Origin of the sequence: Brevibacillus gelatini (assembly GCF_003710935.1) — a bacterium.
Taxonomy (GTDB): domain Bacteria; phylum Bacillota; class Bacilli; order Brevibacillales; family Brevibacillaceae; genus Brevibacillus; species Brevibacillus gelatini.
Map to the genome: position 1 here is coordinate 169,828 of NZ_RHHS01000027.1, position 14,281 is coordinate 184,108.

Annotated in this window: 16 protein-coding genes and 1 other annotated feature (1 of these 17 cut by a window edge); of the genes, 11 read left to right on the forward strand and 5 right to left on the reverse strand. The window is 51.3% G+C overall.

Annotated features, from left to right (window positions below; genetic code table 11):
- The first annotated feature begins 48 nt into the window (after window positions 1-48).
- The 3 genes from EDM57_RS11480 to EDM57_RS11490 all read left to right on the forward strand — a co-directional run bounded on the left by EDM57_RS11480 (window position 49) and on the right by EDM57_RS11490 (window position 2,153).
- Window positions 49-669: an FMN-binding negative transcriptional regulator gene (locus EDM57_RS11480; protein ID WP_122904900.1), complete on the forward strand. Its 621-nt coding sequence runs from the start codon at window positions 49-51 to the stop codon at window positions 667-669.
- Between the two features lie 68 nt (window positions 670-737).
- Window positions 738-1,367 (forward strand): LysE family translocator, encoded by a 630-nt coding sequence (locus EDM57_RS11485; protein WP_122904901.1) that lies wholly within the window; start codon window positions 738-740, stop codon window positions 1,365-1,367.
- A 75-nt stretch (window positions 1,368-1,442) separates the two neighbouring features.
- A complete protein-coding gene (locus EDM57_RS11490) occupies window positions 1,443-2,153 on the forward strand; it encodes a B3/B4 domain-containing protein (protein WP_122904988.1) in 711 nt (236 codons plus the stop codon).
- 327 nt (window positions 2,154-2,480) lie between these two features.
- Here the strand turns inward: EDM57_RS11490 and EDM57_RS11495 are convergent, their stop codons facing one another.
- The gene (locus EDM57_RS11495; RefSeq protein WP_122904902.1) at window positions 2,481-2,726 is read right to left on the reverse strand and encodes a hypothetical protein; all 246 of its coding nucleotides are present in this window, start codon (window positions 2,724-2,726) and stop codon (window positions 2,481-2,483) included.
- Between the two features lie 272 nt (window positions 2,727-2,998).
- Here EDM57_RS11495 and EDM57_RS11500 point away from each other — a divergent pair, with 272 nt between their 5' ends.
- The 5 genes from EDM57_RS11500 (at window position 2,999) to tnpA (ending at window position 8,990) form a co-directional block, all read left to right on the forward strand.
- Window positions 2,999-4,438: an MDR family MFS transporter gene (locus tag EDM57_RS11500; protein WP_122904903.1), complete on the forward strand. Its 1,440-nt coding sequence runs from the start codon at window positions 2,999-3,001 to the stop codon at window positions 4,436-4,438.
- Window positions 4,439-4,901: 463 nt separating this feature from the next.
- Window positions 4,902-6,152, forward strand: coding sequence for a GNAT family N-acetyltransferase (locus tag EDM57_RS11505; RefSeq protein WP_122904904.1), 1,251 nt, complete (start codon window positions 4,902-4,904; stop codon window positions 6,150-6,152).
- Window positions 6,153-6,584: 432 nt separating this feature from the next.
- On the forward strand, window positions 6,585-7,061 hold the full coding sequence (locus EDM57_RS11510) for a PilZ domain-containing protein (protein ID WP_122904905.1): 477 nt from the start codon (window positions 6,585-6,587) through the stop codon (window positions 7,059-7,061).
- A gap of 130 nt (window positions 7,062-7,191) precedes the next feature.
- The gene (locus tag EDM57_RS11515) at window positions 7,192-8,340 is read left to right on the forward strand and encodes a DUF2087 domain-containing protein (RefSeq protein WP_122904906.1); all 1,149 of its coding nucleotides are present in this window, start codon (window positions 7,192-7,194) and stop codon (window positions 8,338-8,340) included.
- 179 nt (window positions 8,341-8,519) lie between these two features.
- On the forward strand, window positions 8,520-8,990 hold the full coding sequence (tnpA, locus tag EDM57_RS11520) for an IS200/IS605 family transposase (protein ID WP_122904847.1): 471 nt from the start codon (window positions 8,520-8,522) through the stop codon (window positions 8,988-8,990).
- Between the two features lie 133 nt (window positions 8,991-9,123).
- Here the strand turns inward: tnpA and EDM57_RS11525 are convergent, their stop codons facing one another.
- The 4 genes from EDM57_RS11525 to EDM57_RS11540 form a co-directional block, all read right to left on the reverse strand.
- The gene (locus tag EDM57_RS11525) at window positions 9,124-9,429 is read right to left on the reverse strand and encodes a hypothetical protein (protein WP_122904907.1); all 306 of its coding nucleotides are present in this window, start codon (window positions 9,427-9,429) and stop codon (window positions 9,124-9,126) included.
- Window positions 9,430-9,574: 145 nt separating this feature from the next.
- On the reverse strand, window positions 9,575-9,994 hold the full coding sequence (gene gerQ / locus EDM57_RS11530) for a spore coat protein GerQ (RefSeq protein ID WP_122904908.1): 420 nt from the start codon (window positions 9,992-9,994) through the stop codon (window positions 9,575-9,577).
- A 31-nt stretch (window positions 9,995-10,025) separates the two neighbouring features.
- A complete protein-coding gene (locus tag EDM57_RS11535) occupies window positions 10,026-10,448 on the reverse strand; it encodes a cell wall hydrolase (protein ID WP_122904909.1) in 423 nt (140 codons plus the stop codon).
- A gap of 150 nt (window positions 10,449-10,598) precedes the next feature.
- Window positions 10,599-11,165 carry a YqaA family protein gene (locus EDM57_RS11540; RefSeq protein WP_122904910.1) on the reverse strand — a complete coding sequence of 189 codons (567 nt, stop codon included), beginning with the start codon at window positions 11,163-11,165 and terminating at the stop codon, window positions 10,599-10,601.
- A gap of 311 nt (window positions 11,166-11,476) precedes the next feature.
- Between EDM57_RS11540 and EDM57_RS11545 the strand changes: the two genes are divergently transcribed.
- The 3 genes from EDM57_RS11545 to ytxC all read left to right on the forward strand — a co-directional run bounded on the left by EDM57_RS11545 (window position 11,477) and on the right by ytxC (window position 14,057).
- A complete protein-coding gene (locus tag EDM57_RS11545; protein WP_122904911.1) occupies window positions 11,477-11,695 on the forward strand; it encodes a hypothetical protein in 219 nt (72 codons plus the stop codon).
- A 153-nt stretch (window positions 11,696-11,848) separates the two neighbouring features.
- Window positions 11,849-12,955, forward strand: coding sequence for a cyclic dehypoxanthinyl futalosine synthase (gene mqnC, locus EDM57_RS11550; protein ID WP_122904912.1), 1,107 nt, complete (start codon window positions 11,849-11,851; stop codon window positions 12,953-12,955).
- Window positions 12,956-13,136: 181 nt separating this feature from the next.
- Window positions 13,137-14,057 carry a putative sporulation protein YtxC gene (gene ytxC / locus EDM57_RS11555; protein ID WP_122904913.1) on the forward strand — a complete coding sequence of 307 codons (921 nt, stop codon included), beginning with the start codon at window positions 13,137-13,139 and terminating at the stop codon, window positions 14,055-14,057.
- 26 nt (window positions 14,058-14,083) lie between these two features.
- Window positions 14,084-14,281 (forward strand) — a binding site (T-box leader); it runs 62 nt beyond the window's last position.

Genomic DNA, 14,281 nt, shown 5'->3' on the forward strand with positions numbered 1-14,281 from the left:
TATCCTATTGTTTTCAGTGACGGACACCCCGGAGAAAGGATGATAACGATGTACATTCCGAAGCTATACCGCATGGAGCGTGCGGAGGCCGTGCAAATGATGAAGGCAAACCCGTTTGCCTTGTTGGTTACTGTCGATGGACAACGCCCGTTGGCAACGCACATTCCGCTGGAAATTCGCGAGGAGGACGGGAAAATTTTTGCGACCGGGCATATCGCCTATGGAAACATGCAAAAGAAAACGCTGGCGGGCAATCGCGACGTGCTGCTTGTTTTTCAAGGGTCACACGCTTACATTTCATCGAGCTGGTACAAGAGCGAATCGGTTCCCACCTGGGACTATCTCGCTGTACACGCGTACGGTACGGCGCGTATTCTCACTGGGGATGAGCTGAAAACGGCTTTGGCTTCCATGCTCGAACGTTATGAAGCGCACCGGGAGAACGGCCGGCTATGGGAGACGTTTGACCCAGAGATGTTGGCGCGGGAAATGAAAGGAATCGTCGGGTTTGAGGTGGAAATCACCTCGCTTGAAGCGGCGGCGAAAATGAGCCAAAATCGCGACAACGCCGACTTCCAATCCATTGTGACCGAGCTTGAAAAATCCGAGGAACAAGGAGACATCCAGGTCGCCAATTGGTTGCGCGAAAAGCGAAAAGAGCTGTTTTAAGCATCTGCCGCATGATGACCGCTTGCGGCCCGCGCTAAACCGATGTATGCAAAAAGGAGTTGCCGTAGATGGAATTTTCAACAATCTGGCTGTTTGTCATGACGGTCGCCGCCCTGCTGATAATACCCGGCCCAGCCGTGCTTTACATTATGGGCAGAAGCATCAATCAAGGGAAGAAGGCGGGGCTGGTATCCGTGATTGGCGTATCGCTTGGCGGCGCTATTCACGTACTGGCAGGCGCGGTTGGCATTTCTGCGATTTTGCTGACATCCGCGACAGCCTTTACAATCGTGAAATATTTGGGTGCAGCTTATCTGATCTACCTTGGGTGCAAGACTTTGTTTTCCGCATCAGACAGCAAGACTTCGGAAATCGCGCAAGCCCCGCAGAAAAAATGGTTCAAGATTTTATGCGAATCTGCGCTCATCGAAGTCATGAATCCGAAGACAGCCCTGTTCTTTTTGGCATTTTTTCCGCAGTTCATCTCGCCTTCTGCCGGATCGGTCAGCGGACAGTTTTTGCTGTTGGGCGCGATTTTTCTTGCGCTTGCCTTTGTTAGCGACAGCCTGTACGCCATGCTTGCGGCGGGCATCAGCAAGCGGATGAAAGGGAGTGCGAAGCTGCAGAACCGGGTGACGGGCTATGTCTATATTGCACTCGGCGTATTTTCCGCCTTTGCCAGCCCCGAGAAAACGTAGTATTTTTTGGACACGAAAAGAAAAAGCGTGATTTTTGCTGGAAACGATCAGTACATGGAAACGGAGAGAGCGATTATGCCGAAATTTATTGTGGAAGATGATTTTTGGACGTTATTCCCGCATGCCAAAATCGGCACCGTGATTTGCGAGGGAATCGACAATGCCGTAAGAGACGTTGCCTTTTACGAGCAGCTGCTGCGGGAGGCAGAGAAAGAAGCCCGTACATTTCTCGACCAGGAGGAGTTCAGCAGCCATCCGGTCATCCGCGTCTGGCGTGAAGCTTTTCAGAAATTCAAGACGAAAAAAGGGGCTCGCTGTTCCATTGAAGCTTTATTGAAAAGAGTGAAAAACGGCCATTCCATCGGAACGATCAACCCGCTTGTTGACATTTACAATTCCATTTCGCTGCGCTATGGGCTTCCATGCGGGGGAGAAGATATTGACACGTTTGCAGGCGATCTTCGGCTGACGCTGGCAAATGGCAGCGAGCCGTTCGTCCCGTTGGGCAGCGACGAAAATGCCCCGCCGTATGCAGGGGAGGTCGTGTACAAAGATGAGGCCGGAGCCGTCTGCAGATGCTGGAACTGGCGCGAAGCCCAGCGGACGATGCTCACGGAAAAGACGAAAAATGCCTTTCTCTGTATCGAATTGGTGGATGAAACAAGAACCGACGTGTTTCATCGGGCGCTGAACGAACTGGCTGATTCCGTGTCGCGCAATCTGGGCGGCGCGGTGAAGGTGGAAGTGCTGGACATTCAGCATAGAGAGATGACGCTGTTGGGGTAAGGGCAGAGCACAGACGCGATGCGAAATAATAGTCGCGGCCTTGTGGGAAAGTCGCCCAACCAGAACAAACAGAACCGAAAAGAGGCACGACTCACTCGCGGCGGCGATGATGAGGCGTGCTTCATTCTTTGTCAGGCAGTTTTAGCAAGATAAACATCAAAGCCCAAAATATGCCGGCTAGCAGAATATTGCTGCCTCCCCCAAAAAATAATCCTGTGAAAAAGCCCAAGCCGATTACGAAACATAGTTCCCATATCTTTCGCATGTTTGATCCAACTTCCTTTTTGCTTTTCTCGTACTTTTCTTAAGACACAGAAGAAAGTTTGGTCAGGAAGTGACAAGTTGCCAAATCGAATGGACAAACAAGATCGCGACGATGACGGTGAATCCGAGCAGCGCGTAGGCTTTTTTCCGATTTTGGTTCCAGGTTAAAAAGGTTTTGGCTGCGATGTAAACGAGCATGCATATCAGCGCCAGAATGGGAAAAAATGCCGTAAAGCCAATCAGCGACAAGATTAGAAAGATAGCAAATGCCCACTCCAGGACTTTCATCGAGGTAGGGAGTTCCTGCACGAGCTTCACTCCTTGTTTTTGTATCCATTTTCCAATTCTACTACACGATAGGGAAAATGTGAAAAAAAAGAGATGCGTCTGTACCCTGGTAGCCAGCGAGGCATCGCCTCCTTTTCCTGTTGCCTGTCGGTACACATGTACATTTGCACGCTGTCCTGCGCAAAGTGTATTCGCGCATTTTTTGTTTCGTAGGTAAGCAACGTTTTGTGGTATACTATGACAACGCTTTTGGGCGAATCGAGCGCGTGTATACATAGAGAGAGGAGATCGAAATGAGAGGAAAGATTATGGCCGCGCTGATGCTCTCGACCTTCCTGGCCGCCATGGAAGGGACGATTGTGAGTACAGCCGTGCCGCGCATTACCAGTGATTTGTCGGGATTCGAGCTGGTGAGCTGGGTGTACGCCATCTACATGCTGGCGACAGCCGTGTCTGCACCTATTTACGGAAAACTCGCTGACTTGTTTGGACGCAAAAAAGTGCTGTTGATCGGGATCGGCCTCTTTTTGCTCGGCTCCACACTATGCGGTGTGGCGATGACGATGAGCCAACTGATTGTCTTCCGGGCGATCCAGGGCTTGGGTGCTGGCGCCGTCATGCCGATTACGATGACGATTATCGGCGACTTGTACACGGAACAGACGGCGAGAGCGAAGGCTCAGGGCTGGATCAGCGCGGTCTGGGGGCTGTCGGGCGTCGCAGGGCCGCTGATCGGTGGCTTTTTGGTCGATACGCTTTCCTGGCGTTATATCTTTTTTCTGAATTTGCCGTTTGGACTCGTGTCCTTTTTCATGCTGGTCTGGTTTTACCGCGAGAAGCTGCTGGCTAAAGCAAAGCGCCATATCGACTACCCTGGGGCGCTGATCTTCACCGTGGGCACGATTGCGCTTTTGTACGCGCTGTTGACGGGCAGCCAGCATCAGTCCTGGACGAGTCCGGTGACGATTTCCCTGATTGTCTTCGCGGCAGCGACCTACCTGGTGTTCGTTTCGGTGGAAAGAAAATCGCCGGAACCGCTGATTCCGCTCTCGCTGTTGACGAACCGCAACGTCACGATGATTAACATGCTCACCTTCCTCACCAACGGCATCGTTATCTGCATGGTCGTCTACTTGCCGATCTGGAGCCAGGGCGTGCTGGGCGAAAGCGCGACAATGGCCGGCTTCGTCCTGACGCCGATGCCAGTCTGCTGGACGATTGGCTCGGTGCTCTCCGGCAATTTGCTGGGCAAGCTGCGCGCCGAGCAGTTGATTACGGGCGGGACCGCCGTTTTGACGATTGCCGCCACACTGTTGACGATCCTGTCCTCGCACTCGGCGGGCTATTTGATTTATGTGGCGGTGGGCTTGATTGGCCTTGGCATGGGACTGATTAGCCCGATTGTCATGGTCAAAATCCAGTCGTCGGTCGCCGTGGACAAACGCGGCACAGCCGTTGCGCTCAACACGTTCACGGGTACTTTCAGCCAAACGTTTGGCGCGGCCGTTTTCGGCATGCTGTTCAACCTGGTGACGGTAGCAGAGGGGCATGCGAACCTGGGAGCTTCCTTTGAGACAGGCTCCATCCCTGCCGGAGAGCTGGCAGCAATCCGCGACGTGCTTGCCTCCGGTGTTCACGTCGTCTTCACAGGCGCCCTTGTGATTGCCGCCTGCTGCTTCCTGCTGTCGCTGTTGATTGCGAAAAGCCAAAAGCAGCAGGCACAGAGTCAATAGTCATATAACGGATAAAGTCGGTTTTCACCAAAACGTATGGTGTAACCGGCTTTATGCCTAACGGCAGGAGTGATTTTAATGGGGCAGGACTTTTCCGGGCAAAGTGAGTAGAGGGTAAACAATCACCCATTGGATAAATGATGCTAAGAAGTAAGAAAATAATTGAAAAAACCGATCAATACGATAAAGCTTAAAATAATCAGTCCTGCAAATCCAACATACAGTAATAATTTTTGGAGAGTTTTGTTCATTATCACTAACCCCTTTTCTGGATTTTTCCAGTTACTTACTTGTATACCACGATGTGTGTTTTTTTCAAGTGAAAGAGCAAAATTCGCTTAGGTATTTCTGAAGATGAAGTTTTCCAAAATGTCAAAAAATATATTGCCATGCTCCACTGCAATTCTATAAAATTTTTTTAGATGAATGTTATTCGCGCGTGTACAGACAGGAGTGTGTGACGATGGACGAAATTCGCCCCGTTTCTCTAAGTGATATTGATGAGGTAGTCAGAATAGCTGCCATGGCCTATCCGGGAAGCAACCTCCTGGGGACGGAAGAAAGGCAGAAGTTCGCAGAACGCGTTAAAAGCACGCTGGAAAATGACCCGATTGCCAGCTATCACGGCTGCTATCGGGACGGTCGTCTCGTTGGGATCATGAAATGGTACGATTTTTCCATGTATGTGTACGGTATCCCGATGTTGACAGGGGGAATCGGCACGGTTGCCGTAGACCTGTTGCACAAAAAAGAAAAGGTAGCAAAAGCGATGCTGCATGGATTTCTCACCGCTTATCGGGAGCGGGGGATTCCGCTCGTTTCGCTCTATCCGTTTCGCGTCGATTTTTACAAGCAGATGGGCTTTGGCGCAGGCAGTAAAATTCACCAGTACAAGTTCAAGCCGGCGAGCCTGCCGTTTACAGGCAAGGAGCAGATCGTGTACCTGGAAAAAGAAGACAAGGAGCAGGTGCTGGCCTGCTACCAGCGCGTTGCCCAGAAGACGCACGGGATGATCCTGCGGACGGAGCGGGATATTGACAGCCTCTTCAATGTGCCGGAAAAAATCGTGGTTGGCGTGCGGCAGGAAGGCAAGCTGACAGGCTATATCGCCTTCCAATTTGAAAGCGCTCACGAGGAAAACAAAATGTTCAACAACCTCGTGGTCAAGGAGCTTCTGTACGAGTCGCGTGAATCGCTGGCCCAGCTTTTTTCGTTTTTGCACAGTCAGGCAGATCAAATCCAGCGCATCGTCCTGACGACGCCTGACGCAGATTTCCATCTGCTCTTGTCTGACCCGGGAAATGGCACCAACAGGCTTTTGCCCAGTGTCTACCACGAGAGTCACGTCTCGGGAGTTGGACTGATGTACCGGGTGATTGACGTGCCAGGCTTTTTCCGCCAGCTGGCCGAACATCGCTTTGGCGCAGAGACCATTTGCCTGCAGCTTGCGGTGCGCGATTCGTTCCTGCAAGAAAACGAAGGGACGTGGCTGGTGCAGTTCCAAAACGGACAGGCCCAGATCCTCGAGAACGGGCAAGCCGACGTGTCGATCGAGCTGGATATTTCCGATTTCTCCTCGCTCGTAATGGGGGTTGTCCGTTTCAGCAAGCTGTACGAATACGGGTTGGCCGAACTGGACGATACGGCTTTCCTGCCGCAGTTGGATCGACTCTTTTCCGGCGCGCAGAAGCCACAGAGCATGACAGCTTTTTGAGTGAAAATGGTCACGATTTTGCCATACATGGTTATCTTGTTTTGCCCTTCCCCATATGTTGTTAACAAAAGGGAAGGGGGCAAAGTGTATGATTTTTTTCACAATGGTCATCTTTTTTGCTTTTCTGCTGGTCGTCTGGCTTTTAGTAAAGCTCCTTTTCCGATTGGAAAAGCATGACACCATCGAGTATGACAAAAGAGAGCTTTGGGGACATTTTCACAAGAGCTTGCAGGACAAACGGTTCAGGAAGCAGAAATGATGTAAGAAGAGCGCCAACGGAAACGGCGCTGTTTCTTTGTCGATATAAGCGCTATGGACAATCGACGACGCTTGCCGAAACAAAAAGTGGAAGCAGGTGTTGGCTGGAGAAAAACTTCGTCTGACTTTTCGCCACAACAACAGGTAGGAACAAACCAAAGGAAGGTGAGAGCAGTGGCAGGGGGATCAGGGGGTCACAAACGCGAATATTTCCGGCTGAAAATGGATCATCCCCTCTGTGCAGACATGACCATTGTTTTGGTAAAAGGGAAACAGCTGGAAATTGGCAGTACGAAAGTGTTGGTTGAGGACATAAGCGGAGGTGGACTACGTTTTCTGTCTCATCTCAAAATGCCGGCCAGCGACCAACTCGTCCTGCAGTTTGAGACGGAGCTGTGTGAGGTGCCGCTGAAAATGCACGGACATGTAGTGCGCTCCCAGGCATGGGGAGAGAGGTTTTATGAATATGCCGTTCGTTTCACCATGGAGGAAGCCCAGCATCAGGAGATCAATCGCTTGGTCAACCAACTGGCCATTCGCTTTCGGAACAATCGAGGGATAACAGCGGGACCCTACTGGAGAGGCGATCGGCAAGCCTTCCTGCAAGACCTGGCTCAAGCCGAAAAGACGTTGAAGATGTCAAAAACATAGCTGAAACGATAGACAAAAAGCTCTGTTGTTTGCGCAAAAGTGCAAGCGTGGAGCTTTTTTCTTTTGACATTAAATAAACAAAATGATAAATTGTCTATAATAAAACAAACGAATTAAGGATGTGTTTGTGTTGGGTGTAATTGAACAGTTCTGGAACGCTTCATTGGAGGAAGCCAAGCAAGGGTATGTGGAGCGGCCGCATGATTACTTGTGCCTGCTGTGTGGAGCGGAAGTTGAAAAAGGAATCATCTATCCCGTTGACGGCGTCTTGTTTGAAGCGTCTCGCTACATGCGCCACCATATCGAACAGGAGCATGGCTCGGTGTTTGCCCATCTGAGCGGGCTGGACAAACGGCTGACCGGGCTTTCCGACCATCAGGCAAGCTTGCTGCGCCTGTTTTTTGCCGGCAAGACAGACGCCGAGGTGCAGGCGGAGCTGGGCATTGGCAGTGCATCTACGATCCGCAACCACCGCTTCGCGCTAAAGGAAAAGGAGCGGCAGGCAAAAGTGTTTCTGACGCTGATGGAGCTGCTGCGTCAGTCAGACAAGGAAGGCGCATTCGCTTCATCGGGCAAGGCAAGGCCGCGCAAGCAAGAGGAAATCCAGGTGGAGTCAGACTCTCCCGAGTACGAAGCGATTCTGCAAAAATATTTTCCACAGGGGAAAAGTCATGCGCTGGACCGGATTCCGCGCAAGCACAAGCACAGGCTCGTCGTTTGCCGCGAAGTCGCCAAACGCTTTGCGCTGGACAGGATTTACACCGAGCGGGAAGTCAACAGTATTTTGGAGGCGGTCTACAGCGATTACGTCACCCTGCGGCGGTATTTGATTGATTACGGTTTTTTGGACAGAGAGGCTGACGGCAGTGCCTATTGGCGCACGGGCCAGGACAGCGGGGAAAAGGAACAGGAGGAGATGTCCGTGAATCGCAAGCAAGAGCTGAAACAGTTGTACAAAGAAGTCAAGACGGAAGCTGGCGTCTACCAGATTCGCAACAAGGTGAATGGAAAAGTTTTGGTGGCGAGCAGCATGAACTTGAAAACGATCAATGGGAAAAAATTCATGCTGCAGCACGGCTCTCATCCGAACCGTGAACTGCAAAAGGACTGGAATGAGCTTGGGGCGGACGCGTTTGAATTCGAGGTGCTGGAAGTGTTGAAGCGAAAAGACGAATCTTATTTCGATGCCAAGGATGCGTTGGAAAAGCTGGAGAAAAAATGGCTGGAGAAGCTGACTCCGTACAACGAGCGCGGCTATCATCAGGTAAAACGTGTGTAAGTCCAATCAATCAGCAACAGGCTGCCTTTGCGGGTGGCCTGTTTGATTGTATAGCGAAAACCCCCAGTTCGACTGGGGGTTCAGGAAAGCTTATAGCTATGAGTAGTCATCCTTTGAACCCAGTGATAAGATGAGAGCCGGTCTGCCAACCGCTCACATGAATCACAGGAGGACAAAGGATGGACAAAAGCAGTCTAGCACATACCAAATGGAACTGCAAATACCATATTGTATTTGCACCGAAATACCGCAGACAAGTGATATACGGAAAGTTGAGAAGAGAGATCGGAAAGATATTGCGGGAGTTATGTGAACGAAAAGGGGTGGAGATTATCGAAGGAGAAGCCTGCGTGGATCATATTCACATGCTGGTGAGCATTCCGCCGAAATTAAGTGTATCTGAATTCATGGGCTACTTAAAAGGGAAAAGCTCTCTGATGATTTTTGATAAGTTTGCAAACATGAAATACCGATATGGGAACCGCCAATTTTGGTGTAGAGGGTACTATGTGGATACGGTGGGGAGAAACAAAAAGGTAATAGAAGAGTACATTCGCAATCAGTTAGTGGAGGACAAAAATTACGAGCAATTGACGATGAAAGAGCTGGTTGACCCGTTTACGGGTGAGTCGGTGAAAAAGGGCAGATAAAAAGCCCCTTTTTAGGGGCAGCCCGAGGCAATACGCGGTTGGCAGACTTTCAGTGCGCCTTTCAGGCGCATGCTTGTAACATGCCCTTATAGGGCTGATGGAAGCCACCGGCTAAGCCGGTGGTTATGACTTTTTATTCGAGCAGATGAAAACGCTCCAGATGGTCGCGGAGTCCTGCCTGCTGCAAAATTTCGATTTGTCTTGGCCCGATCAGGTCAAAGTGGGGAAACGGCTGGCGATGATGGATATAGGCGGGGTTTAGTCCGTTGGCGACGCACCAGTCCGTCAGCTTTTGCGTGTCGGCACAGCCTACCTTCGTCACCGTCTTGATCCCCGGAAAACGCGGGTCCAGCCAGTAATGAGTCAAAAAAGCGATTTCCCCGCGCTGTACGGCTTGCTTCCACTGGTTCAGCTCTCCTCGCGAAATGCCAAATGCCACGAAGTCTCATCCTCTTCCTTTTTCAAGCTGGCTCGCATCGCTCGCGAGCTTGGTCGTTTCCCCTTATTATAGCAAAAATAACAAAAAGACAGCCTCCGTCCGGTGTGTAGACAATAAGCTGTCCTTTTGGGCTTGCGACCAAAGCTTAGCGAACCCCTTGTGGAAGAGTAGGAGGAATGTAGTTCAGTTCTTCATCTGCCGTGATGTAGTCGGTATTGACCATGAGCAGCAGATAGCGTTTGCCTGTTTGCGGGTCGCTGATAATGATATGATCGCGTCCCGCTGTCTCCAGCACGCCGCGGAAAATTTTGGCGTTCCACTGGCTGTTGTTTTCAAACGTCTGGTAAACGGTAATCACTTTGCCGCGATTCATGCGCAAAATGTTTTCGATGTACGATTCTTCCATGACTTGCCCAGGCGCGAGAGGCGTCCCGGGGATCAGCGCACCGCTTGGCTGCATAGGAACCATTTGCGGTTGCTGTTGCTGCATCCCGAAAGGAAACTGGGCGGAAGGATACATTTCATACCCGTACGGATATGGTTGGTATGGCATTTGTTGACTCATGATGAACTCGCTCCTTTATCTATCTGTTGATCTAGTAAACGCGTGGACAATCTTCCCGGGATGGAATGAAGAAGCAGTGCGCCTTGTAACGTCCCGAGTTCGTCTGATTCCACCACGTTGGGGGGCAGTTTCCGGCGGGGCGGTAAAACCAAAGCGCATTGGTTGCGGGACGTGTACGCTCGCCGTTAACGGCGCGCTTGGCCAGGCGTCTTTCCCGGTCGCGGGCGCGCTGGTAAAAGTATGGTTTTTGGACGGCTTCATACCCGCCCGGAGATTGATAAACCATATCCCGCATGCTCCGAATATTCCTAAAGTCGAGGCAGTTGGCGAGAATGCGGTTCACGCCGACGTTAGCGACCATGAGCATGCCCAGTTCGCCTTCTCCTTCGGCTTCAGCGCGGATTAAGCGGGCAAGCAAATCGACGTCGTTACTGTTCGCTTTGATGACGGCCATTGCTTCACCTCCTCCTAAACTCACAATGACAATATATGGGCGTATGCCAGATCGGTGAATGCTCCAACGAATTTTTTCGCATCGAGGCAGCAAAAAACGCCCGGGCAGCCGCACATGGCACGCTCGGGCGTTTTGCATTTCCAGGGACACTCAGGCATAACGTTTTCGACGCTTGCTCCAGATGAACCAGCCGATCGCCACGAGCGCGGCGACGCCCAAGAGACTGATCTCCAGGTATTCATCCAGCAGCACTTTGGCATGCTTGCCGTACAGGTGAAACAAGGTTCCGATCAGAAAAAATTTCAAGCCTCGGCCGACGATGGCAAAAAACATGAGCTTTGTCAGCGAGTAGTTGAACACGCCGCTCAGCAACGTAAACACCTTGAACGGGATGGGAGTAAAAGCGCCGATCAGCACGGCAGCATCCCCGTTTTTGGCGAATTTCTCGGTTGCGGCCGCAACCCATTTTTCCGGAAGCAGCTTTTGCAAAAGCGGCTTGCCCAGCCATTTGCCCAGCAAAAAGCCGATCGGCGCACCGAGAATCGAGGCGGTAAAGGCCACGGTCGCATAGCGGAGCGCTGAACCGGGGTCGAGCAGACTCATCGCAATTTGCATAAAAAAAGGAGGAACCGGACTGATGAACGAATCCAAAAAGGCCATGCCAAAGAGTCCCCATATTCCATATTGCATGAACAGTTGTGTGATTTGATCGAGCATGAGCATCTCCTTAGGACGTTTCCTCTCGGGTTTCCATTATACAGGAAAAATGCGGTCTACAGTAGTTAGCATATGCCGCTTTGTCCAAACACAGACCGGAAAATGGCTGAGCCAACAGTAGGAAATACGTTTTACAACGCCGGAGGGTTACGCTTTTCAGGTGCCAGGCCCGTTATGGAGAAATTCGTCCTGCGCGATTCGACCCGGAAGAAGCAGGAGTCGCTGGGAAAGAAGTCCTCTTATTTTTCATTGACGATAGGAAAGAATGTCCATTAGTATAAAAATAAGGACATACAATATTGGAGGAACGGATGAAGACATTGGGATCGGGGAAAGTCGTTTTTTATGCGCCAGATGGAACCAAGCTGGAGTTGACAGGAGAAATTGACGTGCGCGCAGATCGGGTAGCCGTGACGGAAATCATTTATTTTAACGGCCGGCCGAATGGCGCGTGTGAAACCAATCTGCCGCTTTCGCAAACCGTCATTTATTGGGAACCGGAAGTGTATGAGCAGATCGGATATGAATAAGACCCATAGCGACAGAAACGGACAGCTCTGCTTTTGGCAGGGCTGTTTTTCGTCAGTGCCCTGTTTGTGCCAGCACCCCGAACTATAGCCGTTATGTCCCGAGTGTGTTATCATGTGGGATGGAATTTACGTATGGTACGAGGAGTGATCCTTTTGATCGATGCTATATTGGAACGTGCCCTTGCCGGAGAACGACTGGGACTGGAAGATGGTCTCGCTCTGTTTGCCAGCAATGAAATTGAAAAGATCGGACACTACGCCAATCTGGTGATGCAAAAGCACCATCCAGACCCGATTGCCACGTTTGTTATCAGCCGAAATGTGAACTACACGAACGTTTGCGATACGTATTGCCGCTTTTGCGCCTTTTACCGTCGTCCCGGTTCAAGCGAAGGCTATGTATTGCCCAGAGAGACTATTTTCCAAAAGATTCAGGAGACAGTTGATGTCGGCGGCACGGAAATCTTGATGCAGGGCGGAACCAACCCGGATCTCGGGATCGACTATTTCACCGACCTGCTGCGCGCGATCAAGCAGCGTTTCCCGCAAATTACGATGCACTCCTTGTCGGTAGCGGAAGTGTTGAAAATCGCGGAAGTTTCCAACATGACGGTCGAAGACGTGCTCAAGGAACTGAAGGCCGCTGGGCTGGATTCCTTGCCGGGAGCGGGCGCCGAGATTCTCGACGACCGTACCCGCCGCAAAATTTCCCGCCTGAAAGGCTCGTGGAAAGAGTGGATCGAAACACAAAAAGCTGCCCACCGCATCGGCTTGCCAGGGACGGCGACGATGGTGATCGGCTTCGGCGAGGAAATGGAAGAGCGCGTGCTGTCCTTGATGCGCATTCGGGAAGCACAAGACGAGACGCACGGCTTCAAGGCGTTTATCGTCTGGACGTTCCAGCCGGACAACACGAACATGAAAGCAGTGAACAACACGCCGGAGGAATACCTCAAGACGCTGGCGATCAGCCGACTGATGCTGGACAACTTCGAAAACCTCCAGGCTTCCTGGGTGACGATGGGTCCGAAGTACGGCCAGCTTTCCCTCTCCTACGGGGCAAACGATTTCGGTCAGACGATGATGGAAGAAAACGTCGTCTCGGCTGCCGCATGTACCTACAAGGTGAACACCAACCAGATTCTCGAACTGATCCGCGGCGCGGGCAAAATTCCGGCGCAGCGCAACACCCAGTACGAGATCCTGCGCGTGTTCAAGGACGGCGAGATGGCGGAGCGGGATTTTGTCATGCAAAACTAAAAGAAAACAATCAGCAGCACGCTGCCGGATCGTCTTTTCGCACAAGCGAAATGGACGCGCAGGCAGCGTGTTTTTCTATCCCAAAAGGACAAATGCCAATCCCCGGTTTCCAATCGTTTAAAAGTATATCGCCTATCTCGGGACATATACTGTAACTACAATTGCGGTTGGGGGGATGAAAATGCAAACGTTTCGCGTCTTGCTGGAGAATGTCCCTGAGCATAGCGGCACGTATCGCGTTATCGTCAATGAGATGATGGAGCGGGTCAATACTGCCCCGGTGCGCATTACATACAAGGAGCAGGAACAGGAAGACTACTGCACCTTCCTTTTTCAAAGCTGGTGTGAAGAGGAATACGATGCGCAGACGATCGATTGGGCAAGAGCTTTTGTGGCATTGACATTGGCCGAGTGGGTGACACAGGTCAAGGAGCCTGAGATCATGCAGGAAATGGCTGCCGATCTGTTGGCGGCGGAGCAGCTGGAAGAAGAGTGGACAGACATTTATCCATACATCGAGCGCATGTGCCGGGAGATCGAGCAGGACGGACGCGAACTCCTGACCGCCACGACCCGAAAGGCTAACGTGTACCGCAAGGCATTTTCCTATCTGGAGCATGAGCGAACCATCAACGTGCTCGGGTTTGTCCGGTTTCGGCTGCAGGAACATTGGAATGAGCTGTTCGAGCTGGTGGAATCCGGGATCGACGAATATTTGGAAGACAAGCAATATCAGGAATTTGTCGAGCTTTTGCGGTATTTTATCGCCGTGCAGGAAGTGAAGCAGGAAGTGGTTCATGTTGTTCCTAGTGTGGACAAACCTTTCCACCTTTATGACAAAAACGGAAATCGTCTTTGGCTGGAGCAGCTGGATTCGGTGCTGAGCATGGACGAACAAAAATGCCGGGATGAAGATTACCTCGTCAGCGCGCTGGTTACACTGGCTCCTGAGAACATCGTTTTGCACATGGCCGGGGAAAAGCCGGGGCTGGTGCAAACCATCCGCAGCATTTTTGACAGCAGGCTCGTCACCTGCCATTCCTGTTCGCTCTGCCTTGGGCAAAGACGCGTACTTGACGGGAACAATCCGACTAAACTATAATTAGCACCAACAGTTGTATATCGCTTGCAAATACGATGAGAAGGACATGGACAATATCGGGATCGCGATAGAGAGGCGGGCCTTGGCTGGAAGCTTGCTGCGAGATGATATGGTCTACCCCCTTCGAGTAGCAGCCGGGAACGAAGCGTACGCTTTTACTAACGGCTTGCCGGTTCTATACCGTTACCATGTCAACGAGGAGTCTGTTCGGGCAGTTTTGCACG

What these genes read in the sequence shown, in the direction of transcription:
- EDM57_RS11500 (WP_122904903.1), top strand. Translation starts at nt 2,999, where the DNA reads ATGAGAGGAAAGATTATGGCCGCGCTGATGCTCTCGACCTTCCTGGCC.
- EDM57_RS11490 (WP_122904988.1), top strand. Translation starts at nt 1,443, where the DNA reads ATGCCGAAATTTATTGTGGAAGATGATTTTTGGACGTTATTCCCGCAT.
- EDM57_RS11535 (WP_122904909.1), bottom strand. Translation starts at nt 10,448, where the DNA reads ATGGCCGTCATCAAAGCGAACAGTAACGACGTCGATTTGCTTGCCCGC.
- ytxC (WP_122904913.1), top strand. Translation starts at nt 13,137, where the DNA reads ATGCAAACGTTTCGCGTCTTGCTGGAGAATGTCCCTGAGCATAGCGGC.
- EDM57_RS11480 (WP_122904900.1), top strand. Translation starts at nt 49, where the DNA reads ATGTACATTCCGAAGCTATACCGCATGGAGCGTGCGGAGGCCGTGCAA.
- EDM57_RS11505 (WP_122904904.1), top strand. Translation starts at nt 4,902, where the DNA reads ATGGACGAAATTCGCCCCGTTTCTCTAAGTGATATTGATGAGGTAGTC.
- tnpA (WP_122904847.1), top strand. Translation starts at nt 8,520, where the DNA reads ATGGACAAAAGCAGTCTAGCACATACCAAATGGAACTGCAAATACCAT.
- EDM57_RS11540 (WP_122904910.1), bottom strand. Translation starts at nt 11,165, where the DNA reads ATGCTCGATCAAATCACACAACTGTTCATGCAATATGGAATATGGGGA.
- EDM57_RS11485 (WP_122904901.1), top strand. Translation starts at nt 738, where the DNA reads ATGGAATTTTCAACAATCTGGCTGTTTGTCATGACGGTCGCCGCCCTG.
- gerQ (WP_122904908.1), bottom strand. Translation starts at nt 9,994, where the DNA reads ATGAGTCAACAAATGCCATACCAACCATATCCGTACGGGTATGAAATG.
- EDM57_RS11545 (WP_122904911.1), top strand. Translation starts at nt 11,477, where the DNA reads ATGAAGACATTGGGATCGGGGAAAGTCGTTTTTTATGCGCCAGATGGA.